Here is a 26104-nt window from a genome sequence, read left to right as displayed (position 1 = left end):
GCCAGAATTTGCGTCACGACGTAAAATAGGGTACCCCCCTATAGTATGAGTCACACGCACAAGCACCAAGCCAAGCTTCTGGCCCGCATTCGCAGGATGAAGGGACAGATGGAAGCCATCGAAACCGCGCTGCTGGCGGAAGCGCCTTGCGCCCAGATCCTGAACCAGCTCGCCTCGGTTCGTGGCGCGCTGGCCGGACTGACAGCGGAGCTGATCGAGGATCATATCCGCGAGCATCTCGTTGATCCGGACCGCGAGCCGGATCCGGAGCGGGCGGACAACGCCCGCGAACTCATTGACGTCGTGAGGAGCTATCTCAAATGACGAGCCACGAAGACCACGATCACCCGCACCAACATGCCGATCACCACCACCAGCATGCAGACCATCACGGACATTCGCATGAGGCGACCGACCCGCGACCCGCACAGCGGCTCGGCAATCGCCATTCTCACGTTTTTCTGGGCGCGGACCATGATCGCAACGCCCGGCGCACCTGGATCGTCATCGCCATCACCGCCACCATGATGGTGGCCGAGATCACCGCCGGTCTGGTGTATGGATCGATGGCGCTTCTCGCCGATGGCTGGCATATGGCAACTCATGCCGGCGCAATCCTGATTGCCGCACTCGCCTATGGCTATGCAAAACGTCATGCCGAGAATGGTCGCTTCACCTTCGGGACGGGAAAGGTCGGTGATCTCGCCGCCTTCGCAAGCGCCATCGTATTGGCCATTGCGGCCCTGCTGATCGGCTGGGAGAGCTTCTGGCGCCTCACGGCGCCGGTGGAGATCGAATTCTCCGAGGCGATCGCCGTCGCCGCCATCGGCCTGGTGGTCAACCTCGTCTGCGCTGTCCTCCTGCATGGCGGAGGCGAGGGGCACCATGCCCACCATCACGACCATCACCACCACGATGCCGGGCACGACCATCACCATGCCGGCGGCGACAGCAACTTGCGGGCTGCCTATGTGCATGTGCTCGCCGATGCACTCACCTCCGTTCTCGCCATTGTCGCCCTGGTCTTCGGCAGTCTCTACGGCTGGCTCTGGCTCGATCCGGTCATCGGTCTTGTCGGCATGCTGGTCATCGGCCGCTGGTCGCTCGATCTGATGCAGCGGTCCGGCGCGGTTTTGCTCGACTACGTGCCGCGCGGCGAATCGCTTCCGGCCGAGATCCGTGCAATTCTTGAGCGAGAAGGGGCGGAGATCGCCGACCTGCATGTGTGGCAGCTGGGACCGGGGCATCACGGCGCGATCGTTTCCTTAAGCGCAGAGGCGCCGCACCCCCCGTCCCATTATCGCGACAAGCTCGCCAGGCTCTCCGCGCTGTCCCATGTCACGATCGAGGTCGACTGGCCGGAAATGGCACATGCAAGCTGAAAGAGGCAGAAAAATTTAAGGCCCGGAAGTCGCCTTCCGGGCCTTGATCCTGTTCAGTCCTGGGACGAAATCAGTTCCTTGCGATGATTTCCTTGCCGGAAATCTTCATGGTCACGCCCAGCTTGCCGGTCGAACGGCGAACCAGGAAGCGCGGGCGGCGCTCGGCGAAATAGGAGTGGCGGCGACGCGGCTGCGTATCGCGGGTGCGAACCTCGCCGAGATGGTCCTCAAGCGGGCGGGCAACGCCATCGGCTTCGACCATCAGCATCGGGATACGGAAGGCATCCGCCCATCCGCGCCAGTCGGCGGCGATGTCGCAGAGATCATGCGCGACGAGCAGCGGAATGCAGAGATCCGGATCGTCGTGATGCAGTTCGAGCGTGACGGTGACTTCGCCATCACCATGGTCGATGGCACGTGCGGCAACGCCCTTGAAGGCGCGGGCCGGGAGAGCGAAGGAGAGCGGCAGGCCGCTGCCAGGAAGGATCTTGCGCAGCACGGCGCCGCGCTCGTCTATGGTGATCGTGACGTCGCCCAGCGCACCACGCAGTGCATATGTAACCTGCTGGGGGAACCGCGAGGGATCCAGACGCAGCGTGGCGCCGGCCCATGCTGGCTTCAAAACCGTGTTCGTCATCTTCATGCTACCCTTGTTTTACCCGAGAGCGCGTCATGTGCTCGTCTGTTCGGGACTTTTCGTCCTCTGTGGGTGCAACATAGCCAGCGGCTGTTGGAGACAGCTTAAAAGATGCGGTAAAGAAAATCTTGCGCGGTCAAATGGTTAGTTTTGTCGTACCGGTCAGGGTTTCAAAAAGGTGAAGTCGGTCGCACGCCTGTTCCATCCCGGAACGAAGAGGGTCCGCCACCAGCCGAAGATGCTGCGAGCGCAGTTCTGAACCTGCCGCTTCTTCATGATTTCATAAAGCTTGAGGCAAGGATTTTGCGCCATACTGTGATTCGCGCGCCTTTCGTTCTGCAGGGAATCCCGATGGTCTCGACCTATCTGAGCTATAATCTCGTCAATCGCGACATCAAGGCGAGCCTCAACCGCACGGCCTCTGATCCGGTCGTGACGCGCCAGACCGAGTACTTCAAGGAGAACATCGGCAAGGTCACGACAGTCGAGGAGTTCCTCGACGACTACCAGCTTTATTCCTATGCAATGAAGGCGCACGGTCTCGAAGAGATGACCTATGCTACGGCTTTCATGAAAAAGGTCCTGGAAAGCGACCTCTCCGACGACAGCAGCTTTGCCAATCAGCTGACCGACGAACGTTATCGCAACTTTGCGGCATCCTTCCAGTTCTCCGCCCAGACGACCGACAGCCAGACTGACGCGCAACAGGCAGAGCTTCTGGAAAAGTATGATACCGCGCTGGCCGCAGAAAGCGATACGCTTGAGGCGGATAGCTTCTACTACGAGACCATGGTCGACAAGGTCACCAACGTCAGTGGTCTGGTCAACAACAGCCGTCTGATGAACTACGCGCTGGATGCCTATGGCATCGACGGCACCTATTATACAAAGGACCACCTCACCAAGGTCCTGACCAGCGATACCTCTGATCCGGACAGCTACGTCAACCAGATGGTGGCCAACGGCTCGGCCAATGCTGCGAATTTCCTCAAGCTTGCCCAGGCCTTCGACTTCAACACGGACGGCACACTCTCCGGCGCCACCGCCCAGACAGCCGCCCAGAAAGAGGCGACGGTCTCGCTCTATGTCGAGGAAGAGCAGACCTATGTCACCGACTATTATCGTCAGCGTGAGCGCGCCTATTACGAATCCAAGATGGCGACGATCACCAACGTCGATGAACTGACGTCCGACGAGCGCCTGTTCAACTATGTGAAGACGGCCTTCCAGCTGGGTTCCATGAGTGCATCCACCTTCAAACAGATCGTCACCAGCGATACCAGTGATCCGGATAGCTATGCCGCGACCAATGGCGGCGATGCGTGGGTGGCAATTGCCGGCAAGTTCAATTTCGCCAGCGACGGCACGGTGGATGCCGGCATGACCGCGCAGGGCAGCACGCAGCTGTCCTCCACCCATTCCGGCTTCTCAACCTATTACGATGATGCCGACGAGAAGCAGAAGCAGGATCTGATTGACCTCTTCAAGACGAATGTCGCGGAGGTCGAGAATGTCGACGACCTGCTGTCGGACACGACCATGCGCCTCGTCCTGCAGCGCACCTTTGGTTTCGACGCCAACGAATTCTCCACCTCCGAATTGAAGCGGGCGCTGACCAGCGACTTCACCGACCCCAACAGCTATGCCAACAAGTCGAAGGACAGCCGTCTGATCGAGATGTCGAAGCTCTTCAACTTCGACAGCGAGGGCAAGGCCGGTGTGCCGCTCTCACCGCACAATTCCCTGACGGCAACGATGATCGCCAAGCAATACGTGATCAACGAAGTTCGATTCCTTGAGGGAAGTGAGCGGACCTCGGCACAGGAGGCCGCCACCAAGAAGGCAGAAAACTATCAGGAGAAAATCCAGTCGATCGATACCGTGAGCGAGCTGCTCGCCGACCGTGAAGTGGTCGACGTCGTCATCGGCGCCTACGGTCTCGATCCGGATGAGGTCACCGACGATTTCCTGAAGCAGATCTTCAATTCTGATCTTTCCGACCCGAAAAGCTTCGTTAATCAGCAGCCGGATAATCGCTGGGCGGAACTCGTCGCCTCCTTCAATTTCGACGCCAACGGCAACCTCACCCGTGAGACGATCGGCACGGTTCAGCAGCGCGGCGAGATCCTGGAGACAGTCAACAAGTATATGCGCCAGACGCTCGAGGAGACCGAGGGTGCCAGCAACGAGGCGGTGCGCCTGGCGCTCTACTTCCAGCGCGCGGCCCCGAGCGTCACCGACGCCTATGGCCTGATCGCCGACGATGCGCTGATGGCCGTCTTCCGCACGACTTTCGGATATTCGGACGAATTCTCCAACATGGATGTCGACCAGCAGGCGCGCATCATCGAGGACAACATGGACCTCGCCGATCTCCAGGATCCTGCCAAGATGGAGCGTTTCCTGCAGCGCTACACGGCCATGTACGATACCGAGAACAGCGTCGTGGACTCCTCCGCCGTGACCATCCTGAGTGGCGGCAGCGGCAGCATCTCGGCCGACCTGCTCTTCAGTCTGGCGCAGCTCAAGGTTTGACGATCTCGTCCGCGCGATCTCCCGCCGGCCTCTTGTCGGCGGGATTGTTTTTGATTATCGATATATCCATGCAGATATATCGAACCTAGAGCCATGACATGATTCACACATTGAAGACCTCCTCCCGTGCCTGGATGGTCGTGGCGCTTTTGTTTGTGGCCGGTATCTGTCCCGACCAGTCCCGCGCCGAAGAGGCCGTCACCGTTTTCGCTGCAGCGAGCCTCAAGGAAAGCGTTGAGAAGATCGCCGCCGCCTGGAAGGCTGCAGGCGGCACGGATGTCACGCTCTCATTTGCCGGAAGTTCTGCCCTTGCCAAACAGATCGACGAGGGGGCGCCGGCAGATGTCTTCATCTCGGCAGACCTCAAATGGATGGATCATCTCGACAAGGCGGGCCGCATCAAGACGGACAGCCGCGTCGATCTGCTCGGCAACCGCCTCGTCCTCGTCGCTCCGAAAGACTCGGCGCTGATCGCGACGATCGCTCCGGACTTCCCGCTGGCGGAACTCCTTGGCAAAGAACGCCTCGCCATGGCCAATGTCGATGCCGTCCCCGCTGGTGCCTATGGCAAGGCAGCGCTGGAAAGCCTCGGCGTCTGGGACGGTGTCAAGGACAAGGTCGCCCAGGCGGAGAATGTTCGTGCAGCCCTGCTGCTCGTATCGCGCGGCGAGGCGCCACTCGGCATCGTCTACGAGACGGATGCGAAGGTCGATCCGGGCGTCCGGATACTCGATCGTTTCCCCGAGACGAGCCATCCGGCAATCATCTACCCTGCAGCACTGACGACCGACGGCCAAAATCCGCGCGCAGCCGATTTCCTTGCTTACTTGCAGGGGGCGGATGCCCATGCCATCTTCACCGCCGCTGGTTTCACCGTGCTCGCCACGACGAACTGACCCTCACTCCACCACGCATCCGGGATGCCCCTTTTGACCCTGACGGCCGAAGAATGGACCGCGATGCTGCTGAGCCTGAAGGTCGCGGCGGTTGCCGTGGCCTTATCGCTGCCGCTGGGCCTCGGCGTTGCCTGGCTGCTGTCGCGCCGCGAGTTCTGGGGCAAGTCGCTGCTGAACGGCGTCGTGCATCTGCCCCTCATCCTGCCGCCCGTTGTCACCGGTTATCTGCTGCTGATCACATTTGGCAGGCGAGGCACGGTCGGCGCCTTTCTGGAAGAGACCTTCGGCCTCGTCTTCTCCTTCCGCTGGACGGGGGCGGCACTCGCCGCAGCGGTCATGGGTTTTCCGCTGCTCGTCCGCTCGATCCGCCTCTCCCTGGATGCCGTCGACCGCAGGCTGGAGGCCGCAGCCGCAACGCTCGGCGCACCGCCGCCTTACGTCTTCTTCACCGTCACCCTGCCGCTCATCCTGCCCGGCATCGCTGCAGGCGCGATCCTCGCTTTCGCCAAGTCCATGGGCGAGTTCGGCGCGACGATCACCTTCGTCTCCAACATTCCCGGAGAAACCCAGACGCTCGCCTCGGCGATCTACACCTATACCCAGGTGCCGGGCGGTGATCTCGCCGCCATGCGCCTGACGGTCATCTCGATCGTGCTCTCGCTCGGGGCTCTCATCGCCTCCGAATTTCTGTCGCGCCGCATCGCCGCCCGCGTTGGAGCCGCCTGATGCTGGAATTGTCGATCCGTCACCGCCAGGGCGATTTCAGGCTTGAGGCCGATCTCAAGCTCGGCGAGGGGTTGACCGCGCTCTTCGGTGCCTCCGGCTCCGGCAAGACGACGCTGATCAGCACCGTCGCCGGCCTGATACGCCCACAGGAGGGGCGCATCATCTTCAACGGCGAGATTTGGAGCGACGGTTCCACCTTCCTGCCGCCCCACCGCCGCCGCATCGGCTACGTCTTTCAGGAGGGGCGCCTCTTTCCGCATCTGACCGTGCTGCAGAACCTCCGCTATGGTGAGCGCCTTCTGCCGCGCGCCGAGCGCCGCGAAGATCTCGACCGCATCGCATCCCTGCTCGCAATCACCGACCTGCTTGCCCGCCGACCGTCCCATCTCTCCGGCGGCGAAAAGCAGCGCGTCGCGCTTGGCCGTGCTCTCATGGCAAGCCCGAAGCTGCTCTTGATGGACGAGCCGCTGTCGGCGCTGGACAGCGCGCTGAAGGCGCAGATCCTTCCCTATATCGAGCGCATCCGCGACGGGTTCGGCGTACCGATTCTCTATGTCAGCCATCAGGTCGAGGAGGTGTCGAGGCTCGCCAATGCCGTCGTCACCTTCGACAAGGGCAGGGCAAGCAGCGTAGGTCGTCCCGATGAAACGCTGGCGACCGTCCTGCAGGCATCCGGCGACCTCCCTGCGGGCAATTTCATCGAGGCGGAGATCACCGGACACCACGAAGCGGACGGCCTGACGGAAGCCCGGTCCAGCGCCGGGCCGCTGCTCCTACGCCGCACCCATTTGTCGGTCGGTACCCGCGTGCGCGTCTTTGTCCCCGTCTCCGACATCGTCGTTGCGATTGAACCGGCTGAGGGGCTGTCGGCGCTCAATCGTCTCTCTGGCCATGTCAGGGACATTGGCGAGGGGGAGGGCGGCAGCGTCACGCTGACGGTCGATTGTCACGGCCAGCCGATGGTGGCGCAGGTCACGCGACGGTCCCTGCGTCAGCTGGCGCTGGAGCCCGGTAAGCCCGTGCATCTGCTGTTCAAGACCGTTTCGATTGCCTCCGAAGGCCTGTTCCGGCAAGCTCGTGGTGGATCCCGCTCTCAGAGCGTTTAGCCCTCGTCGTCGGCCTTCTGTACAGCGGCGGCGAAATCACCAGCCTCGACACTTTCGAGCCAGGCGAGATCCTTCGCAAGTGCCGCTCGGCTCGCCTCATCCATGCGTCGGCATGCGCCAAGCAGCGTTTCGCCGAACGGTGTCAGCCCCGCTCCGCCGCCACTCTTTCCCCCGTGACGGGTGAAGATCGACGGCTCCCGGAACATGCGGTTGATCTCGTCCGCCAAAAGCCAGGCCCGCCGATAGGACATGCCCATGGCCGCCCCCGCCGCCCGGATCGAACCGTGATGCTCGATCAGCGCCAGCAACTGCGCCTTGCCGGGGCCGAGCCGCGCGCCATTGGCGAGATCGATCCTGAGCGAAAGGCGAGGGGAGCCGGTCATGGTCTCAGCCGATCACCTTGCCGGGGTTCATGATACCGGCGGGGTCGAAGGCCTGCTTGATGCGCCGCATCAGCTCGGTTTCGATCGCCGGACGGCTTGCCACGAGCTCGTCGCGCTTCAGCTGCCCGACGCCATGTTCGGCCGAAATCGACCCGGTATGTTTGTGAACGACCGCATGTACGACTGCATTCACCTCGCGCCAGCGGGCGATGAACGCGGCCTTGTCGGCACCCACAGGCTGGCTGATGTTGTAGTGGATATTCCCGTCGCCCAGGTGCCCGAAGGCGCAGATGCGGGCATCCGGCATCAGCGCATGCACGGCAGCGTCGGCTTCCGCGAGGAAAGCCGGGATGCGCGAGATCGGCACGGAGACGTCATGTTTGATCGAACCGCCCTCGGGGCGCTGCGCCTCCGACATGCTTTCGCGCAGGTGCCAGAATGCATCCTGCTGGGCGATCGAACTGGCAATCGCCGCATCCGAAACGAGGCCGGCCTCGAAGGCCTCCGCCAGCAGTTCCTGCATCATCGTCTCCGCCGTCTCGGGCGAGTCCGATGTCGAGATGTCGACCAGCGCATACCAGGGATGGATGGAGGCGAGGGGATCGCGCACGCCGGGGATATGCCTCGTGGTGAATTCTATGCCGATGCGCGGCATCAGTTCGAAGCCGGTCAGTGCCGATCCGCAGCGCTGTGAGGCCTTTTCGAACAGCTGAAGTGCGGCGTCCGGCGACGCAAGCCCGACATAGGCCACCTGCCGCCCGCGTGGGCGCGGTACCATCTTCAGAACGGCGCCGGTGATCACGCCAAGCGTGCCCTCCGCACCGATGAACAGGTCGCGCAGGTCGTATCCGCTGTTGTCCTTCTTCAGGCGTCTGAGGCCATCCCAGATCTCGCCGGTCGGCAAGACCACTTCAAGTCCCAGGCAGAGCTGACGCATATTGCCATAGGCGAGTACGGCGGTGCCGCCGGCATTGGTGGCGAGATTGCCGCCGATCCGGCAGGAGCCCTCCGACCCCAGCGAGAGTGGGAAGAGCCGGTCATGTGCCTCTGCCGCCTTCTGCACATCGGCAAGGATCGCGCCCCCATCGGCGACGATCACGTCGGCCACCGGATCGACTTCCCGGATGCGGTTCATCCGTTCGAGCGAGAGCAGCACGTCCTGGCCCTCTTCGCGCGGCACCTGCCCGCCCACCAGCCCGGTACGGCCGCTGACTGGCACGATCGCCGTCCCCGTCTCTGAGGCGAGCTTGAGGATGGCTGAAACCTCCTGGGTCGAGCCGGCCTTGAGCACCAGCGGCGAGGCGCCGTGATAGAGGCCCCGGTTTTCCGTCAGATAGGGCTTGATGTCGTCCGCGGAGGTCAGCGCATTGGCCTCGCCGACGATGTCGATGAAGTCGCGCAGACGTTCGGCAAGGCTCATGGTCACGGTCATCTCAGTCATCCCTCGGTCCCGCGGGGTGCAGCCGCCCGCATCAGCCGGTCGTTGATCGCTTCGCCCAGTCCCTCGTCCGGAATGGGAGCCACCGCAATGCCCGCCGCTCCGCTCGCATCTGCGCGTTTCAGATAGTCGAAGAGGTTGCTGGCCGCCTCTGCAAGGTCGCCACCGGGGCTCAGGTTGAACACCGCAGTCGCGGTCGATGCTCCGGATATGTCGCCTGCACCGAAGGCGATCAAGGCTTCCGCGCTCGACACCTCTGTCGCATTCAGTCGCACCGAAGCATTGGGCGCATAATGCGAAGCAAGCATGCCCGGCGCCTCGATGGCCGCCGTGCCTGAGGCCTTGGGGCGACTGACGGTCTTGCCCGTCACCGCTTCTATCGCCTCCGCATCGATCCCGCCCGGACGTAGCAGTCGGATCTCGCCGTCCTCGACCTTCACGATCGTCGATTCCACACCAACGGGGCAGGGACCGCCATCGACGATGACCTCGATCTTTTCCCCGAGGTCTGCGTCCACATGCTGCGCCGTCGTCGGGCTTATCCGGCCGGAGGAGTTGGCGCTGGGGGCGGCGAGTGGTCGTCCGAAGCTGCGGATGAGGTCGGCCGTGAATCCGACAGGCACACGAATGCCGACCGTATCGAGACCTGCGGTTGCCAGCGGATGGATACCGGCATCGTCCTTCAGCGGAAGAACCAGCGTCAGCGGCCCCGGCCAGAAGGCCTCCGCCAGCTTGCGCGAGATCGGGTCGAACACGGCATAACGCTCCGCCATCTCAAGATCCGCCATATGGCAGATCAGCGGGTTGAAGCGCGGGCGCCCCTTGGTCTCGTAGATGGAGGTGATCGCCACCGGATGGGTGGCGTCGGCGGCAAGCCCGTAGACGGTCTCCGTCGGGATCGCGACGGGGCGTTGGCGCAGCAGCACGCCGGAGGCCGCCGCGATGGCCTCCGCTTTGTCCGTGTCCGTTCCGATCGGGATGATCCGCGCCATGTTCCGAGCCTTCCAGTCTGATCTAGCCCGTCATTATCCCCTGCGGCGCGAGGCGGCAAACCTCTTTTTCGGCGCAATGAACCTGAGATTCCACCCTATTTTTTAATGGGGACCGCGAACCGTTCAATTTTTAACTACCGACGTAACCGAAAGAAAGAGAACTTTCCCTATGGTTCCGGAAAAGACGGGAATGCCTCACATCCGGGAAGTTCACAGATGCAGCAAGTCAAGAATCCTGCCGCCAGCATTGCGCTCCGCGTCGCGACCGCCATGCATCAGATGGGCATAGACGGTCTGCCGCGCAATTATGAACTGGTTTATGAGGCCTATTCCGGCAGTAATCCGGAGCTGGTGCGCGAGTTCATCGCCCTCGGCAAGGTCAAGACACAGGAAGCGCTGGACGAGCTCGGCCGCAAGTATTTGCCGCACCACCACGAAGACGGGCTGCTGAGCCGCCAGAATGGTCAGGTTCGCGCCGAAATGAGCAACTTCATCAGTCTGCTCAACGAAGAGAAGATTTCGCTCACCGATTACGGTCGGGCCATCGGCCACGCCTCGAAGACCATCCTCACCGAGGCAGACCTGGAAGGCACTCCGCTCGGCCAGTCGATCAAGATGCTCAAGGCGGCGACCGAGAAGCGCGCCCACCAGAACAGCAATGTCGTGCGCGCCGTCGTGGACAAGACCGCATCGCTCGCCGACCTGCAGCGTGAGGCGGAAGAGGCCGAAGCCGCGAAGTTCGTCGATCCGGTCACCCGCCTTGCCAGCCGCCGCGCCTTCAACAAGGCCGTTGCCAAGATCTATGCAAACCCAGAAATGCCGGTGCTCTGCGGCGTCGCGATCGGCGAGATCGACGATTACGCCCGCATTCAGGAACAGATGGGTCCGGCAGTCGCCGAGCGCTTCCTGATGCAGGTCGCCAAGGTGCTGGAAGCCGTCTCCGGTGGCGGCGATCTCGCCTGCCGCTTTGATGCCGGGCGCTTCGGCCTGCTGCTTTACACCTCCGACCAGGACGAGATCAGCCGCGTGGTCGATCTGGTACGCGCCAAGCTCAAGGCGACCAACTTCGTCGGTTCGTCGACCGGTGCCCGCATGGGGCAGCTTGGCATGTCTTTCGGCATCTGCTTTTCCGAGCAGGCCCCGAACGCCTTCGACTTCACCAATTTCGCTGAAAAGGCGCTGGCCACCTCGAAAGCCGCCGGTGGCGACACGGTCACCATCTACGGTGCCAACGACTATGTCTCGAAGGATTGGCTGCTCTACAAGAAAAAGCCCGTGGGCGGTTTCGGCGGCTGAGCGCCGGAGCCTCGTTTCAGAGCTTTGCGATGATCTTCCTGATCTCGGCGTCTCGCGCGCCGAGCATTAGCACGTTTCGCAGCGCCTCTTTCGGATCCACTGTCTGGAACAGCAGACCATTGTCGCGGATCGACCGGTCGATGGTCATCGCCTTGGCTTCCGCCTCCGGCTTGATCGCAACAGCGAAATACATTCGTCCATAATTCTGCTTGATCTGCTCGAAGAACACCTCTTCGCCACCCAGATCCGCAAAGAAATTGGCGATGTAGAAGGCCCATTTCACATCCGCATACTGCGCGAAGTTTGTTCGGGCGGCCGTCACGTGACAGTAGCCGAGATGCGGGCTGTCGTTCAGCGTGCGATGGAAGATGATTTTCGGGAACTTGATCGAGCGGTGAAAGCCGTTGATCCGCTCATGGGTCGTCTCGGCGGCCCGCTCCAGCCGGCGGCCTGTGCGTGCGGCCACCTCCTCATAGGTCAGATAGCGGCGCTCGTCCGGCAGCCAGTCCTCGCGGCTGCGCGAGATCCGACCGGTTCTCAGGAACTCGGTATGGACTGCCTTGGAAGACGGCGCTGTCTTCGTATCCGCTTTCGGAGCCGCGTAGTATCTCAATTTCTGCATCTTGACGCTCTGACGGTACCCGGACTGACTGCTTGAGCTTAGCGCAGCATGGTTAATCATGATTTGATGCTATTCTGACGGATGGAGGTTTCCCGAGGCTTGCCGCAGCGCAAATCTTGAAAACCGGTCATTGATCGCGCGTTTGCGCCATCCAGCCTCCCGATATTTCTTTGCCTCTACTCTACGCTACAGAAATTAAAGGGGAATTCGTCACAGTCCGTTTTGACTGACAGCCTGCGCCATGTCGCAAACGATTTCTGTCTTGTCGTTTCGCAGTGCAGCGTCAGGGTCCCGCCTATGATTAGATAGACCTAAGCTCGAGGTGCCGCCTTTTTAGGGAGGGTGGGAAATCGGGAAGCCGGTCGAAATCCGGCGCTGCCCCCGCAACGGTGGTGGAGAATGCGTTCTGGCATAAAGCCACTGGAGGCAACTCTGGGAAGGCGCCAGCGCGGTCCGCAAATGGACCACTCCTCAGCCCGGAAACCAGCCTTGGCAGACGAACATTTGAGGTTGCGGCGGGCGACCGGAGATAGCCATGCGCACCCGCTCCCGGGGTGTCGGCTGGCTGCGCTCCTCTCTCGCCCGAACAAGGAAACGAGGACGAGATGGATTTGCACAATACAGTATTGCGCCAGCTGAAGAACCGCCGCGAGGGTTTCTCGCTTGAGCAGCCCTTCTATATCGATCAGGACTATTTCAAGCTCGACATGGAGCAGATCTGGTATCGCGACTGGCTGTTCATGGGCCATGACTGCGAGATCCCGCGTGCCGGCAACTATTTCACTGTCCAGATCGGCGATTATCCTGTCGTCATCGTGCGCGGCAAGGACCAGGTCATCCGCGCCTTCCACAACACCTGTCGCCATCGCGGCCACCGCGTCTGCACAAAGGACAAGGGCGCGGCTGCCAAGCTCGTTTGCCCCTATCACAACTGGACCTATGACCTCGACGGTTCGCTCGTCTTCGCCCGCCAGATGGGCGAGACCTTCGACAAGGCCGAATTCGGCCTGAAGACCGTGCATTGCGAAAGCGTCGGCGGCTATATCTTCGTCTGCCTCGCCAATGAGCCCGCCGATTTCGCGCCCGTCCGCGCCTCGATCGAGCCCTATCTGGCGCCGCATCGGCTGTGGGAGGCCAAAGTCGCCCACAAGACGACAATCATCGAAAAGGGCAACTGGAAGCTGGTCTGGGAAAACAACCGCGAATGCTACCACTGCGCCAGCAACCATCCCGAACTCTGCCGCACCTATCCGGAAGCCCCGACAGCAACCGGCGTCCAGGGTGCCGGCGATGATCCCTTCATCTCCGAGCACTGGGCACGTTGCGAGGCCGCCGGTCTGCCGTCCGAGTTCAAGATGGACCCATCAGGCCAGTTCCGCACCGCCCGCATGCCGCTGATCCAGGATGCCGAGAGCTACACCATGTCCGGCAAGCGCGCCGTCAAGAAGCCGCTCTCCGCTGATGTGCCGATCAGCCATATCGGCACCATGCTGCTCTTCCACTATCCGACGACCTGGAACCACATCCTGGGCGATCACGCGATCTCCTTCCGCGTCCTGCCGCTCTCGGCAGAAGAGACCGCCGTCACCACCACCTGGCTGGTCAACAAGGATGCCGTCGAGGGCGTCGATTACGACCTCGAAGAGCTGACTCATGTCTGGAACATGACCAATGACCAGGACCGCTCGATCGTTGAGGAAAACGCCTTCGGCATCCGCTCGCCGGCCTATGAGCCCGGTCCCTATTCCGTCGATCACGAGGGTGGCGTCATGCAGTTCGTCGAGTGGTATTCCAACTTCATGACGAGCCGCCTGCAGGGCGACAAGGCCCGTCTTTCGGCGGTGGCGTGAGATGAACATCGCCGTCACCCAGTATCGCCATGTCGACGAGATGCGCCCCTGGTCCGACCGGGAGCATCTGCTCGAATGCGTCGCCGTCACGCCGGAAGCTGCCGACGTGATGACTTTCACCTTCAAGCCCAACAAGCCGAACCTTTGGTTTCGCTACATGCCGGGCCAGTTCGTCACGCTCGAGATCCCCGTTGGGCCAGAGCCTGTCATGCGCACCTACACGCTCTCCTCCAGTCCCTCACGTCCCTACACGGTCGCGGTCACGGTCAAGGCGCAGAAGGATTCAATCGGCACCCGCTGGATGTTCGACAATCTGAAGCCCGGCATGGCGCTGAAGGCTTTTGGTCCGCTCGGCGATTTCTCCTATGCCAAGTATCCCGGCAAGAAGTACCTCTTCATCTCCGCCGGTTCCGGCATCACGCCGATGGTCTCGATGACCCGCGACATGAGCGACCGGGCCCCCGACAGCGACATCACCTTCCTGAACTGCGCGCGCTCGCCCGATGACATCATCTTCCGCTGGGAGCTTGAGGCCAAGGCCCGCGAGATGCCGCATCTGACGCTGGGCTTCATCGTCGAGCAGGTCTCGCGCGGCCAGCTCTGGTCGGGCCTGAAGGGGCGCATCGACAAGGCGAAGATCGCGCTTCTGGCGCCCGACTTCCTGGAGCGTACCGTCTTCTGCTGCGGCCCCGCCCCCTTCATGGCAACGGTCCGCGAGGCGCTGGAAGGTGCGGGCTTCGACATGAAGCAGTATCACGAAGAGGCCTTCCAGCCGGTCAAGCAGGAGCTGCCGGAAGTCGTCATCTATGCCGATGGCGAGCAGCCGACCAAGGTCACGTTCGCCATGTCCGGCAAGGACGGTCTCTGCGCTCCCGGCCATACCGTGCTGCAGGCGGCCCGCGCCGCAGGTGTACGCATCGGCGCTGCCTGCGAATCCGGTCTCTGTGGCACCTGCAAGGTCATGAAGCTCTCGGGCGAGGTCGAGATGGACCACAATGGCGGCATCCTCGATGACGAGATCGATGAAGGTTACATCCTCGCCTGCTGTTCGCGGCCAAAGGGCGACATCGAGATCGAAGCGTAAGCGTAGATCCGTCGATCAATTGCACGTGAGAAGAGGGCGATTCCGGGCCGGATTCGCCCTCTCTTGCTGTCTGCGGGTCTGCGGCTTGGCGCGGGCTCTTGCCGGTCGAGAGAGCCCCGATTAGCATCCTCTGGTAGAGCCTCCGGCCGCCAAATGCGGTCCGGTCCGATGTCGGCCATGATGGCCGGCGCAGACGGGAGGAGGCTCAGCCGAAGGGGGATCACGCATGAAGCTTGTTTCTGCTTTCGCCGCCGCATGCCTTGCCGTGACCGGTTTCATGATGACCGGAACCACAGCGAACGCCGGTGGCCTCGAAGTCCGCATCTACGAACGCTACACCAGCTATCGCCACTATGAGCGCGTCACCATCCTGTCGCGCCATCACGGCTACCGGGCAAAGGGCTATCGTGTGTATAGGCCGGGCTATGTCTATCACCAGGGGCAGTGGTTCTCACCGCGCTCGGTGCGCGCAGGCGTGATCGTCGATCGGCCGATCCCGCGCCGGCAGGTCGTGCATTACAGGGGCGGCATCAATCCGAAACACCACAGCTGGTGTGCCGATCGCTATCGCTCCTATCACTGGCGCAGCAACACGTTTCAGCCGTATCACGGGCCTCGCCAGCAGTGCTATTCGCCCTACTATTGATACCGGTCACGGGAACAAAATCCATGGATCCCCGTTGACGGGGGCTGGCGCGCCCGTGCGGTCTTGAACCCGCCACGCGTCGCACGCGAACTATGAACTGAGCGTTAATTCTGGGTTCAGGCTGGCACCGTTAAGCTTTGTTTTAAGGTCAAGGGATCGGGCGGCTCGTCCGCTTCCCGAGGCCACAGGAAACATGCAGGGAGAAACATCATGAAGAGCGCATTGAAGACGACAGCCGTCGCAGCTCTCGCCTCGATCCTCGCCGTCACGAGCATGGTCCCCGCCCAGGCGCAGATCATCCGCCCCGTCGCGCCGGTAACGACGACGACGGATGCCGAACAGGTCCAGTCTATCGACGGCGAGATCCGCATCTACCGGGAGCGCCGCTACGACCGGTATGACCGGTATGACAGATATGATCGCTACGATCGTTACGACCGTGCCCGCTACTGGAACGGCCATCGCGGCTATAGCGAACGTCGCCCCGGATACCGTTATCACGATGGCTACTGGTATCCGCTGGCCGCCTTTGCAGCAGGTGCGATCATCGGCGGTGCAATCGCCTCGCAGCCGCGGCCGGCGCCTGCGCCGCGTGCTGCGGGAATCAATCCGCGCCACTATGACTGGTGCCAGGCCCGCTATCGGTCCTACGACAGCTATTCGAACACCTTCCAGCCGTATAACGGCCCGCGTCAGCAGTGCTATTCGCCCTATTACTGATCGGCAGAGCAGCTAATCCGGCTTCCGTGAGGCGCCGGAAAGGGTTAACATCAAGCCGCCCCGGCGCCATGCCGCGGGCGGTTTTTTCGTAAGCCCGATCCGCCTGTTTCCTAACGTCAAAATCACCGCGTTAACCATTTGTTAACCAAATCGGCGGTACTTCTTTCATCAACGATTTGTTTACGTAGATGACCAAAGTGCTAACCGAACCCCGCTCCATCCGCATCAAGGGCAGATCCTTCCTGGCCGTCGTCCTGACGCCGGATCTGCCGTTCGACGACTGGCTCGTCCGGCTCGACGATCTCGCGGCCCGCTCGGCCGGTTTCTTCCTCGGTCGCCCCGTCGTTCTCGACGTGTCCGAGATCGAGATCGACCGTCCGCAGCTGAAGGCGCTGATCGCAGAGCTTGGCAGCCGCAATGTCTCGATCATGGGCATCGAGGGCGGTCGCCCTTCGCTGGTCGAGCCGGGCATGCCGCCGCAGCTGAAGGGTGGCAAACCCGCCGCAGATTACGATGTGCCGCGCGAAGACACGCCTGAAGCCTCGGCCGCCACGCCCAAGGGCAAGGCGGAGAAGCAGCCGGCAGAGCAGGCAGCACCGCAAGTGGTGGTGCAGCAGAGCCCGGTTTCGGCGCCGTCGATGATCGTGCGCGAAACCATCCGCTCCGGTCAGTCGGTCATCTACACCCAGGGTGACGTCACGGTCATCGGTTCGGTCCAGTCGGGCGCCGAAGTGATTGCCGGTGGCTCCGTCCACATCTACGGTGCGTTGCGCGGCAGAGCGCTCGCTGGATGCGTTGGCAATGCCGACGCAAGGATCTTCTGTCGTAAGTTCGAATCCGAGCTGGTTGCGATCGACGGCGTCTACGCGATGACCGACGATATGGATCCAGAATTGAAGGGGCATCCTGTTCAGCTTTGGCTGGAGGGGGATGCAATCATGACAGAGAGAATGACGTGAACTTGAGCGGGGACAGACAGGAGAACCACATGGGCAAGGTGATAGTCGTGACATCCGGCAAGGGCGGGGTCGGCAAGACGACCTCGACGGCCGCTCTCGGTGCAGCGCTGGCACAGCGCAATGAAAAAGTCGTCGTCGTCGATTTTGACGTCGGCCTTCGCAATCTCGATCTGGTGATGGGCGCCGAGCGCCGCGTCGTCTACGATCTCGTCAATGTCATCCAGGGCGATGCCAAGCTGCCGCAGGCGCTGATCCGCGACAAGCGGCTGGAAACCTTGTTCCTGCTGCCCGCCTCACAGACCCGCGACAAGGACAACCTGACCGCCGAAGGCGTCGAACAGGTCATCAACGAGCTGAAGAAGTATTTCGACTGGATCATCTGCGACAGCCCGGCCGGCATCGAACGCGGTGCAACGCTTGCGATGCGCCATGCCGATATGGCCGTTGTCGTCACCAATCCGGAAGTCTCCTCGGTCCGCGATTCTGATCGCATCATCGGTCTGCTCGATTCCAAGACGCTCAAGGCCGAGCGCGGCGAGCGCATGGAAAAGCATCTCCTGCTCACCCGCTACGACGCCGTTCGCGCCCAGCGTGGCGACATGCTGAAGGTCGATGACGTGCTCGAGATCCTGTCGATCCCGCTGCTGGGCATCATCCCGGAAAGCATGGACGTGCTGCGTGCCTCCAACATCGGCGCGCCGGTCACGCTCGCCGACGCCCGCAGCGCACCTGCCATGGCCTATTTCGACGCCGCCCGTCGTCTGGCCGGCGAAAACGTTCCGATCACCATTCCTGGCGAGAAGCGCGGCTTCCTCGACAAGATCTTCGCGCGGAGGGCCGCATGAGCATTTTCTCTCTGTTCCGCAAGCAGCGGTCCGCACCGATGGCACGGGAACGCCTGCAGGTTCTGCTCGCCCATGAGCGCGCCTCGCTTGAAAGCGATCTGGTGGCCATCCTGCGCGAGGAAATTCTCGCCGTGATCGCCAAGCATGTCGAATTCGACCGCGACAAGGTGCAGATCAAGATGGACCGCGACGAAGACGTCTCGATCCTTGAGATCGACGTCGAGATCCCGCGCAACGCCCAGCGCCTCGCGGCCTGATCGACCAGGCCTCACAAATGAGAAAGGCCGCCGCCGGTATCCCGGTCGGCGGCCTTCTTCGTTTGGGTGGAGGGCAGGGCAGATCGCATCCGCCCTGCCGACCGAACCGTCAGCCCACCAGAGCGTTGTCGTCGCGCTTGATCGCCACGATCGTCGAGCGCGGCAGCTTGCCTTCTCCGTCAGGGAAGGGCGCGTCGGGATGCTGAATGCCGGCAAACATGGTGCGCTTGTCGGCCGACCAGGTGAGGCCGGTGACTTCCGAACCCTTCGGGCCGGTCATGAAGCGCTCGATGCGGCCGGTAACCGGGTCGCCGGCGAGCATCTGGTTGTTGCCCTGGCCCGCGAACTCGCCTTCGTTTGAGTCTTCGCCGTCGGTCTGGATCCAGACGAGACCGGTCGAATCGAACATCATGCCGTCAGGCGAGTTGAACATGTTGCCTTCGTTGATGTTCGACGAGCCGGCATAGGCGCCGTCCTTGTGCACGGCCGGATTGCCGGCCATGGCGAAGAGATCCCAGCTGAAGGCGGAATCCGTGTGGTCGTCATTGGCCGGATACCAGCGGACGATCTGGCCGTATTCGTTCTTCTCACGCGGATTGGCCGCGTTGACGGCCATCTCGTCGCCGCCGGCATTGGTGCGCAGCTTGCCGTCCTTGACTTCGCCGCGACGGCTGTTGTTGGTGAGGCAGCAATAGGCTTCGACCGCAACCGGATTGACCGCAACCCATTCCGGACGGTCCATGGTGGTGGCACCAACCTTGGAAGCAGCCTGGCGGGTGAACACGGCGATCTCGTCGGCCTTCATGCCGGTTGTCTCTTCGGTGAGAGCCAGCCACTCGCCGGTACCTTCGTCGGAGAACTTGGCGACGTAGAGCATGCCTTCGTCAAGCAGCTTCGAGGTGTCGCCACCCGGCACATAGATACCGTTGGAGACGAACTTGTAGAGGAACTCGCCACGCTCGTCGTCACCCATATAGACGACCACACGACCGTCCCGGGCCACGACAACGGCGGCGTTTTCATGCTTGATGCGGCCGAGTGCGGTGCGCTTGATTGGGGTCGAGGACGCATCCGACGGATCGATCTCTACCACGTAACCGGCGCGGCGTGGCTCGTTCGGGTTCTTCGAAACGTCGAAGCGTTCGTCGAATTTCTCATAAGCATAGCGCGTCTCGGCGACGATGCCGTAGCGCTTGTAGTCCGCAGGCATTTCGAATTCGGCATTGGTGGAACCGAAGTAGCCGTTGAAATTTTCTTCGCAGGTGAGGTAGGTGCCCCAAGGCGTCTTGCCGGCGCCGCAGTTGTTGAAGGTCCCGAGACAGTCGACACCGCCGGGATCGGCAGCCGTCTTGACGAGCTCCGAGCCGGCAGCCGGACCCGAAAGCTTCATCGGCGTGTTGTGGTGGATGCGGCGGTTGAACTTGCTGTCGACGACGATTGCCCAGCCGTTTTCGCCTTCAGCCACTTCCATGACGGTGACGCCCTGCATGTTCTGCAGGATCTTCACGTCGTCGAGCGACTGCGGCATGCCTTCCGGCGCGTGCGGCAGGTTGATTTCGTTGTTGACGTATTCGTGGTTGACCGCGATCACCTGGGCGCCGCCGATGACGAAGAGCTCCATGCCGTCGGTGTTCTCACCGAAGACCTTGTCGGAATTCTCCAGCGACACACCCTTCATCGGATCGATGTCGGAAGACGAGGAGAACAGGGCCTCACCCCAACGGGCGAGGGGCTTCCAGTTGTAGCCTTCCGGCACATGGATGGTGTTGTCGGTCGCAATGTCGATCGGCTTGAAGGCGAAGCGCGAGGCTGCTTCCTGGGCCTGGGCGGAGGTCGAGCTCATCAGATTGCCGACGGAGCCCATGGCAACGGCAGCCGAACCCATGGCCAACACGCCGAGGAAACCGCGACGCGAGATCGCGCGTTCGACGACGCGGTCGAAGTCGGTCACGGCCGGCGGCGGATTATGCAGCTCGTCCCACTCGTCCCAGGAGAGATGATTGGTATTGGTGTCGGTCATGGCTGAGCCTCCTTTTGGTTGAAGTCCAACCTTCGACTAGTCAGGCCTGATAACAGGGATGTGACGAAATCGGGGCAGTCCGATAGTTGTGAAGGCGCTGATTTAGGCATTCCGGCGAAGGCCCAGCCGGTCGCCGTTTTAAGTCATTGGCGCATCTTGGCTTTGATCCGAAGACTGCCGTTCTCTCCGGAAGCGAGGCGTCCGACCGCTCACGCATCTTTGTTTCGGCGGCAATCGTCACCTCGACTTTCACCTTCATGGCACCGGGAACGAGGCTTCCTGTCGCATGCAAAAGATTTGACGTTTACGTAAAAATCAATTAGCCAGAAGTGAGAATAAGCCGCGCCTCCTGGGTGGGAGTCTGGGCGTGGCATGAAGCATACGCCAGATGGAGGAGCACGTCATGTACAAGGCGCCCGTAGAAGAGATCGCGTTCACCCTGAAGCACGTTGCAGGCCTCACCAAGGCCATCGAAGACGGCAAGCTCGGCGACTTGAGCGACGATCTGGTCGACGCCATCCTCTTGGAAGCCGGCCGTTTTGCCAGTGACGAAGTCGCCCCGCTCGCCGAAATCGGCGACAAGCAGGGTGCACGTTTGGTCGACGGCAAGGTCATCGTGCCCGATGGCTGGGACAATCTCTACCGCGCCTGGGCCGAAGGCGGCTGGAACTCACTGACCGCATCTGAAGACTTCGGCGGACAGGGGCTTCCCCATATGCTGAATGTCGCGGCCCTCGAAATGTGGAATTCCGGCTCCATGGGCTTCGCGCTTGGGCCGACGCTCACCATGGGCGCCGTCGATGCCGTCACCGCCCACGGCTCGGACGACCTGAAGGCAAAGTACCTGCCCAAGATGGTCTCCGGCGAATGGACCGGCACCATGAACCTCACCGAGCCGCATGCCGGCTCCGATCTCGGCGTGATGAAGTCCCGCGCCGAGCGCCGCGCTGACGGCACCTACCGCATCTTCGGCCAGAAGATCTACATCACCTGGGGCGAACACGAGATCACCGAGAACATTATCCATCTCGTTCTCGCGCGTCTTCCCGATGCACCCGCCGGCACCCGCGGTATCTCGCTCTTCCTCGTGCCCAAATACCTCGTCAACGACGACGGCTCGATCGGCGCCCGCAACGACCTCCACTGCCATTCGCTGGAGCACAAGCTCGGCATCCACGGCTCGCCGACCTGCACCATGATCTATGGCGATGGAAAATATGGCGACGAAGCCGGTGCGATCGGCTGGTTGATCGGCGAGGAGAACAAGGGCCTCGCCTGCATGTTTACGATGATGAACAACGCCCGCCTCGCCGTCGGCATGCAGGGCGTTGCCATCTGCGAGGCCGCCACCCAGAAGGCCGTGCAATATGCCAAGGACCGCACGCAAGGGAAGGCTCCCGGCTGGACCGGCTCCGGCATGTCGCCGATCATCGAGCATCCCGACGTCGCCCGCATGCTGGTGACGATGAAGGCGCTGACCCAAGGCTCCCGCGCCATCTGCTATGTCTGCGCCCACGCAACCGACATGAGCCACCACGCGGATGGCGATGAGGCCCGCCACTGGGCCGAGCGCGCAGCCTTGCTCACTCCGATCGCCAAGTCCTTCGCCACCGATGCCGGCGTCGATGTCGCCTCGCTCGGCATCCAGACCCATGGCGGCATGGGCTTCATCGAGGAAACGGGTGCCGCCCGCTACTGGCGCGACAGCCGCATTGCCCCGATCTATGAGGGCACCAACGGCATCCAGGCCGCCGACCTCGTCACACGCAAGCTGCCGCTGTCGAACGGCAACCATATCAGGGGCTACATCACCGAGCTGAAGCAGGTAGTGAATGCCGTGCGCGCCTCCAATCTCGAAGGTTTTGGCGAGACCGCCGCCCGCCTCGACGCGAGCCTGTCGGATCTCGAAGACACCACCGAATGGCTGCTCTCGCAGCTCGCCGCTGGCAACGCGTCTGCAGCGCTCGCAGGCGCCACGCCCTACCAGCGCCTCTTCGGCCTCGCCTTGACCGGTGTCTACCTCGCCAAGGGCGCCCTTGCCGACGAGGACCATGGCCGCGACAACCGCCTGGCGCTCTGCCGCTTCGCCGCCGAAAACCTGATCGCCGAGACCGCTGCGCTGAAGGATCGCGTCGTCAATGGCGCAGCGAGCCTGGAAGCGGCACGCGCGCTGTTTGCTTGACGCTCCACCTCCCCCTTGAGGGGGGAGGTCGCCGCAAAGCGGCGGGTGGGGGTGACTGATCCTTCAACCGGTCATTATTGCCCCTCATCCGCCTGCCGGCACCTTCTCCCCGCAAGCGGGGAGAAGGGCGAAGGCCGCAGCGCCTTCGGTCCCCCTCGCCCCGTTTACGGGGAGAGGGAGCGCCGAGCGAAGCGGAGGCGGGGTGAGGGGCCTTTCGCAGACGGATAGAATTGAAGGGGAAAAGAATGACCGACCACATTGAGATCACCCGCCCAGAAACCCATCCCGGCGTCCTCGTCCTGCGCTTCAACCGCCCGGACAAGAAGAACGCCATCACGCAGGCCATGTACCAGAAGCTGACGGCTGGCCTGCTGGAGGGCGAGCAAGATGACAGCATCCGCGCCATCGTCTTCCTCGGCACCGAGGGCTGTTTCTCCGCCGGCAATGACATGGCCGATTTCTTAGGCTTCGCCATGGCCGGCGCTGTCGGCGAACCCGCCGCCTTCGGCCTCCTGCGCGCGCTGACCGAAGTCACCAAGCCGCTTGTGTCAGGCGTCGATGGTCTGGCGATAGGCATCGGCACGACGCTCCACATGCATTGCGACCTGACCGTCGCCTCCGACCGCAGCCTGTTCAAGACCCCCTTCGTCGACCTGGCGCTTGTCCCGGAAGCCGCCTCCAGCCTGATTGCCCCTCGCATCATGGGTCACCAGCGCGCCTTTGCCATGCTCGCCGCCAGCGAAGGCTTCTCTGCTGAGCAGGCCCGCGAGGCCGGTTTGATCTGGAAGGTCGTCGCGCCCGATCAGGTGGAGACTGAGACCCTGAAGATCGCATCCTCGCTCGCGTCCAAGCCGCCGGCGGCGATGAAGATCGCCCGTGCCCTGGTCAAGGGCAGCGCCGACGAGGTCCGTGCCCGCATGCAGGAAGAACTCGTCCACTTCGTCGCCCAGCTGAAGAGCGCCGAAGCCCGCGCCGCCTTCGAGGCCTTCATGAAGGGCCGCGGATAAGACGATCAGGCCGTATGTGAGGCCTACTTATTTTTCAGGTTTCGCTTAAGTGCCCGTTAAATCCTGCGGAGTATCTGTGAGGGGGCGGCAAATTTGCCGCTTCCGCACCATGATGGTGCCGTGATCACACAATGCCCCGTGACCCCTCGCGCCGACGTGGCGCGGAGAGTTTTTGCAGGACCGTACCCGTGAAGACCAGTTCCAATCTGATGACCAAGATCCTGGTGGTCGCCTCCCTCGTGGTGGTTGCCGCCCTGTCCGGTTTCTCTTTCTATATCGATAGCCTCCAGCACAACGCGACGAGTGCCGCCGTCAAGAGCGAGATCGACAGCTCCGGTCTCCAGGCGTCGCAGAGTATCGCCAACTGGCTTGCCGCCCGGGTGGCCTTGACCGAGCTTGCCGGCAATGCTGCCGCCAAGGCGCCGGATGCCGCTGCAATCACCGCCGCCTTCGACAATCCGGTCCTTATCCGTGAGTTCATGTCGACCTATGTCGGCGACGAGCAGGGCGTGTTCACCAGCGTTCCCGTCCAGCCGCTGCCGGAGGGCTACGACCCGCGCAAGCGCCCATGGTACCAGGATGCCGTCAAGGCGGACAAGCTGGTTCTGACCGACCCTTACGCCGACGCCTCGACCGGCAACCTGATCATCAGCGCCGCCATCCCGGTGAAGAAGGACGGCAAGCTCTACGGCGTGGCTGCGTCCGACTTCTCCCTGACCTCCCTCGTCGACATGGTCAATTCGGTCGACATGGGCGGCAAGGGCTCTGCCTTCCTCGTCAAGCAGGACGGCACGATCCTCGTCCACCGCGACGGCAACCTCGTCACCAAGACACTGAAGGATGCCTTCCCGAACCAGACGCCGACCATCGGCTCCGGCATCACTGAGACCACCTTCGCCGACGCTAATGTCCTCGTCTCCTTCCTGCCGATCAAGGGCCTGCCACGCGACGACTGGTATCTCGGCGTCCAGATCGACCGTGATCTCGCCTATGCCAGCATCGGTGAGTTCCGCACGGCTGCCGCCGTCGCGACCCTCGTCGGCGTCGTTGCCATGATCGGCGTGCTGGCAGCCCTGCTGTCGCGTCTCGTGGTCCGCCCGGTTGTCGACATGACCGGCGTCATGGGCAAGCTTGCCGGCGGCGATGTCTCCGCCGAGATCCCCGGCACTGCCCGCAAGGACGAAATCGGCCAGATGGCCGCAGCCGTTGCCGTCTTCCGCGACAACATCATCGAGCGTGGCCGCCTGGCCCGCGAAGCGGATGAAACCCGCACCATGACCGAACAGGAACGCCGCGAACGCGAAGCCGCCAAGGCGCGCGAAGCCGAGCAGGTTTCCTTCGCCGTGCATTCGCTGGCCGATGGTCTCGGTCGTCTGGCAGATGGCGACCTCGTCTCGCGCATCGAAACCCCGTTTGCCGGCGATCTCGACCGCCTGCGCGTCGACTTCAACGCCTCCGTCGAAAAGCTGCATGATGCACTCGCCACCGTCGGCCGCAATGCCCGCGCCATCGACGGCGGTGCTGCCGAAATCCGCTCGTCGGCCGACAACCTTGCCCGCCGCACCGAGCAGCAGGCAGCCTCGGTCGAAGAGACCGCAGCCGCCCTGGAAGAGATCACCACAACCGTCAAGGACAGCGCCCGCCGCGCCGAGGAAGTCGGCCAGCTGGTGACCCGCGCCCGTGCGGGTGCGGAAAAGTCCGGCGAAATCGTCGAGAGAGCTGTCGGTGCCATGCAGGGCATCGAGAAGTCCTCGGGCGAGATTTCCAATATCATCGGCGTGATCGATGAAATCGCTTTCCAGACCAACCTGCTCGCCTTGAACGCCGGTGTCGAAGCCGCGCGTGCCGGGGAAGCCGGCAAGGGTTTTGCTGTCGTCGCACAGGAAGTCCGCGAACTTGCACAGCGCTCCGCCAATGCTGCGAAGGAGATCAAGACCCTGATCAGTGCGTCGGGCAACCAGGTCAAGCACGGCGTCGAACTCGTCAACGAGACGGGCAAGGCGCTCGATGTGATCGTCCGTGAGGTTCAGGAGATCAACGGCCACGTCAATGCCATCGTTACGGCCTCGCGCGAACAGTCGACCGGCCTGCAGGAGATCAACACCGCCGTCAACACCATGGACCAGGGCACCCAGCAGAACGCCGCCATGGTCGAGGAGCAGACGGCAGCCAGCCATGGCCTTGCCCAGGAAGCGGCAGCGCTCACGGCTCTGCTCAACCAGTTCCGCATCGACGAGCGCGCCGCCGGCTCCTCACATGCGCCTCGCCGGGCTGCCTGATCGGGCGGCCCCTGCCACCCGCAGAATGAAAACGGCGCCCCTGAGGCGCCGTCAGACCGCTGACAAACCCGCCGATTTTTCCTCGGCGGGTTTTCCAGTTTCTAAGGTGCGCGCTCAGGTGGTGTTTTGTTCGTAGATTTTCGTGGCCTCCATCGCACCTGTGCCCTTATGCCCAGGCTCGGTTCGGGGCTTTGGTCATTGCCATTGCGATCTTCTTGATGTTCTGCGCAGCGGCCGCCAGC

Annotated in this window: 23 protein-coding genes and 1 riboswitch; of the genes, 17 read left to right on the top strand and 6 right to left on the bottom strand. The window is 62.5% G+C overall.

All coding sequences use genetic code 11. The annotated features are described in order from the left end of the window. Positions 1-45 precede the first annotated feature (45 nt). Positions 46-324 (top strand): metal/formaldehyde-sensitive transcriptional repressor, encoded by a 279-nt coding sequence (locus tag J2045_RS18260; RefSeq protein WP_166603116.1) that lies wholly within the window; start codon positions 46-48, stop codon positions 322-324. Next, complete coding sequence (gene dmeF, locus J2045_RS18255) at positions 321-1382, top strand: CDF family Co(II)/Ni(II) efflux transporter DmeF (RefSeq protein WP_307375449.1); 1062 nt, start codon at positions 321-323, stop codon at positions 1380-1382. The genes J2045_RS18260 and dmeF overlap by 4 nt, the downstream gene beginning before the upstream one ends. Positions 1383-1452: 70 nt before the next feature. On the opposite strand, the gene J2045_RS18250 is transcribed toward dmeF, so the two are convergent. Next, a complete protein-coding gene (locus J2045_RS18250; RefSeq protein ID WP_166603147.1) occupies positions 1453-2019 on the bottom strand; it encodes a DUF6101 family protein in 567 nt (188 codons plus the stop codon). 351 nt (positions 2020-2370) lie between these two features. On the opposite strand from J2045_RS18250, the gene J2045_RS18245 reads away from it, so the two are divergent. The 4 genes from J2045_RS18245 (at position 2371) to modC (ending at position 7282) form a co-directional block, all read left to right on the top strand. Next, positions 2371-4554 (top strand): DUF1217 domain-containing protein, encoded by a 2184-nt coding sequence (locus J2045_RS18245; protein WP_307375447.1) that lies wholly within the window; start codon positions 2371-2373, stop codon positions 4552-4554. Between the two features lie 98 nt (positions 4555-4652). Further along, entirely contained in the window at positions 4653-5450 is a 798-nt protein-coding gene (gene modA / locus J2045_RS18240; RefSeq protein WP_370873166.1) for a molybdate ABC transporter substrate-binding protein, read from the top strand. Positions 5451-5474: 24 nt separating this feature from the next. Beyond that, complete coding sequence (gene modB, locus J2045_RS18235) at positions 5475-6176, top strand: molybdate ABC transporter permease subunit (protein WP_307375445.1); 702 nt, start codon at positions 5475-5477, stop codon at positions 6174-6176. Further along, entirely contained in the window at positions 6176-7282 is a 1107-nt protein-coding gene (gene modC / locus J2045_RS18230) for a molybdenum ABC transporter ATP-binding protein (protein WP_307375442.1), read from the top strand. Before modB ends, modC begins: the two co-directional genes overlap by 1 nt. Here the strand turns inward: modC and J2045_RS18225 are convergent. The 3 genes from J2045_RS18225 to J2045_RS18215 are packed head-to-tail and all read right to left on the bottom strand — an operon-like array spanning position 7279 to position 10095. Further along, complete coding sequence (locus J2045_RS18225; RefSeq protein ID WP_307375441.1) at positions 7279-7665, bottom strand: winged helix-turn-helix domain-containing protein; 387 nt, start codon at positions 7663-7665, stop codon at positions 7279-7281. The genes modC and J2045_RS18225 overlap by 4 nt on opposite strands. A 4-nt stretch (positions 7666-7669) precedes the next feature. Further along, positions 7670-9097, bottom strand: a complete 1428-nt coding sequence (locus J2045_RS18220) for an FAD-binding oxidoreductase (protein ID WP_370873173.1) — start codon at positions 9095-9097, stop codon at positions 7670-7672. A 5-nt stretch (positions 9098-9102) separates the two neighbouring features. After that, positions 9103-10095, bottom strand: a complete 993-nt coding sequence (locus tag J2045_RS18215) for an L-threonylcarbamoyladenylate synthase (RefSeq protein ID WP_307375436.1) — start codon at positions 10093-10095, stop codon at positions 9103-9105. A 216-nt stretch (positions 10096-10311) separates the two neighbouring features. On the opposite strand from J2045_RS18215, the gene J2045_RS18210 reads away from it, so the two are divergent. Beyond that, a complete protein-coding gene (locus J2045_RS18210) occupies positions 10312-11391 on the top strand; it encodes a GGDEF domain-containing protein (protein ID WP_307375433.1) in 1080 nt (359 codons plus the stop codon). Positions 11392-11407: 16 nt separating this feature from the next. On the opposite strand, the gene J2045_RS18205 is transcribed toward J2045_RS18210, so the two are convergent. Further along, a complete protein-coding gene (locus J2045_RS18205; RefSeq protein WP_307375431.1) occupies positions 11408-12013 on the bottom strand; it encodes a DUF6656 family protein in 606 nt (201 codons plus the stop codon). 303 nt (positions 12014-12316) lie between these two features. After that, positions 12317-12519: riboswitch (cobalamin riboswitch) on the top strand. Positions 12520-12618: 99 nt separating this feature from the next. Between J2045_RS18205 and J2045_RS18200 the strand changes: the two genes are divergently transcribed. The 7 genes from J2045_RS18200 to minE all read left to right on the top strand — a co-directional run bounded on the left by J2045_RS18200 (position 12619) and on the right by minE (position 18374). Next, positions 12619-13863 (top strand): aromatic ring-hydroxylating oxygenase subunit alpha, encoded by a 1245-nt coding sequence (locus tag J2045_RS18200; RefSeq protein WP_307375428.1) that lies wholly within the window; start codon positions 12619-12621, stop codon positions 13861-13863. A 1-nt stretch (position 13864) separates the two neighbouring features. Beyond that, positions 13865-14947 carry an FAD-binding oxidoreductase gene (locus J2045_RS18195; protein ID WP_307375423.1) on the top strand — a complete coding sequence of 361 codons (1083 nt, stop codon included), beginning with the start codon at positions 13865-13867 and terminating at the stop codon, positions 14945-14947. 226 nt (positions 14948-15173) lie between these two features. Continuing rightward, a complete protein-coding gene (locus J2045_RS18190; RefSeq protein WP_307375420.1) occupies positions 15174-15593 on the top strand; it encodes a BA14K family protein in 420 nt (139 codons plus the stop codon). Positions 15594-15803: 210 nt separating this feature from the next. Then, on the top strand, positions 15804-16313 hold the full coding sequence (locus J2045_RS18185) for a BA14K family protein (protein ID WP_307375417.1): 510 nt from the start codon (positions 15804-15806) through the stop codon (positions 16311-16313). Positions 16314-16501: 188 nt separating this feature from the next. Then, positions 16502-17272 carry a septum site-determining protein MinC gene (gene minC, locus J2045_RS18180; protein ID WP_307375415.1) on the top strand — a complete coding sequence of 257 codons (771 nt, stop codon included), beginning with the start codon at positions 16502-16504 and terminating at the stop codon, positions 17270-17272. A 29-nt stretch (positions 17273-17301) separates the two neighbouring features. After that, positions 17302-18117 (top strand): septum site-determining protein MinD, encoded by an 816-nt coding sequence (gene minD, locus J2045_RS18175; protein WP_307375411.1) that lies wholly within the window; start codon positions 17302-17304, stop codon positions 18115-18117. Then, positions 18114-18374 (top strand): cell division topological specificity factor MinE, encoded by a 261-nt coding sequence (gene minE / locus J2045_RS18170; protein WP_006726700.1) that lies wholly within the window; start codon positions 18114-18116, stop codon positions 18372-18374. The genes minD and minE overlap by 4 nt, the downstream gene beginning before the upstream one ends. A gap of 109 nt (positions 18375-18483) precedes the next feature. On the opposite strand, the gene J2045_RS18165 is transcribed toward minE, so the two are convergent. After that, a complete protein-coding gene (locus J2045_RS18165; protein WP_307375403.1) occupies positions 18484-20394 on the bottom strand; it encodes a PhoX family protein in 1911 nt (636 codons plus the stop codon). 403 nt (positions 20395-20797) lie between these two features. Here J2045_RS18165 and J2045_RS18160 point away from each other — a divergent pair, with 403 nt between their 5' ends. From J2045_RS18160 to mcpU, 3 genes are all read left to right on the top strand, one after another. Further along, positions 20798-22576 carry an acyl-CoA dehydrogenase family protein gene (locus J2045_RS18160; RefSeq protein WP_307375400.1) on the top strand — a complete coding sequence of 593 codons (1779 nt, stop codon included), beginning with the start codon at positions 20798-20800 and terminating at the stop codon, positions 22574-22576. A gap of 245 nt (positions 22577-22821) precedes the next feature. Next, the gene (locus tag J2045_RS18155) at positions 22822-23583 is read left to right on the top strand and encodes a crotonase/enoyl-CoA hydratase family protein (protein WP_307375398.1); all 762 of its coding nucleotides are present in this window, start codon (positions 22822-22824) and stop codon (positions 23581-23583) included. Between the two features lie 188 nt (positions 23584-23771). After that, positions 23772-25862 carry a methyl-accepting chemotaxis protein McpU gene (gene mcpU / locus J2045_RS18150; protein ID WP_307375396.1) on the top strand — a complete coding sequence of 697 codons (2091 nt, stop codon included), beginning with the start codon at positions 23772-23774 and terminating at the stop codon, positions 25860-25862. The last annotated feature ends 242 nt before the right edge of the window (positions 25863-26104 follow it).

It is taken from the genome of Peteryoungia aggregata LMG 23059, from assembly GCF_030814435.1.
Taxonomy (GTDB): Bacteria; Pseudomonadota; Alphaproteobacteria; order Rhizobiales; family Rhizobiaceae; genus Allorhizobium; species Allorhizobium aggregatum.
The sequence above is the reverse complement of the archived record's forward strand: the minus strand, read 5'-3'. Positions and strand labels throughout refer to the sequence as shown.